This window comes from Phyllobacterium sp. P5_D12 (genome assembly GCF_054049495.1).
In genome coordinates this window covers 1-805 of the sequence record NZ_JBFUMG010001064.1, presented here as the reverse complement: position 1 = coordinate 805, position 805 = coordinate 1, and the positions used below count along the sequence as shown (strand labels likewise).

Annotated in this window: 1 protein-coding gene and 1 pseudogene; one reads left to right on the top strand and one right to left on the bottom strand. The window is 54.4% G+C overall.

From position 1 onward, the window contains the following. A pseudogene (locus tag ACXJ5O_RS28725) lies at nt 1-272 on the bottom strand (ABC transporter substrate-binding protein); the annotation flags it as partial. Nucleotides 273-604: 332 nt separating this feature from the next. On the opposite strand from ACXJ5O_RS28725, the gene ACXJ5O_RS28720 reads away from it, so the two are divergent. Beyond that, the coding region (locus ACXJ5O_RS28720) for an SDR family NAD(P)-dependent oxidoreductase (protein WP_457302875.1) at nt 605-805 on the top strand (201 nt) is incomplete at its 3' end.

Genomic DNA, 805 nt, shown 5'->3' with positions numbered 1-805 from the left:
GTGTATTCCAGACCATCATCGGAGATCGTCCAGCTATCAGCGAGAGCTGGTTCAACTTCCGACGTTCCTGGCTTGAATTCCACCAGTTTGTTGAAGACGGCTTGTCCTGTCGCATCGAGTGTCTCACCACCCGTATAAAGCGCCGGATCAAAACCGCCTGGGGCAGCTTCCGAGCAAAAGACTAACGTCTTGGCTGCGGCTCCACCTGCCATCAGCCCACCTGTCAGCATTGCGAGCGCGGTCGCCGCAAGGAGTTTCTTGTAGGTATTCATCTTTTCCACCTTCAGAGGTTTTTTTGTGTTGCAGGCCCCCATGCCTACAACGAAGATTGCATGGAAGCCTTTGCCATGTCGCAATGCAAGCAGATTTATTCGCAGTCAACCCACCGAAACGCCGATAATACTGGATTCTGGAGAATCTCTGCCTTCATGCCAAAAAAAAAGTGAAAATCCCTAAAAATCCGTCCACTGGCTTTTACTATGACGCGTCGCGGGGGGCTCATACTTGGGCGGCAGGGAACGATTTTGACGGCAGGAAACAGCGAAACGGCTGGATAACCGACCACACCCATGCGAGAAGGCAGGAACGAGCATCGGAGACGACCATGGATACGAATGGGCATGTGGCAATTGTAACAGGTGGCGGCTCGGGTTTGGGAGCAGCGACTGCCCGCGCGCTGGCGGCAAAAGGTGCGAAAATTGCCCTTTTCGACATCAATGTTGACGCCGCGCAGAGCGTCGCAAATGAGATCGGCGGATTGGCCCTCAGTTGCAATGTGTCGAGTGCAGGCGACGCCGAGAAGGCC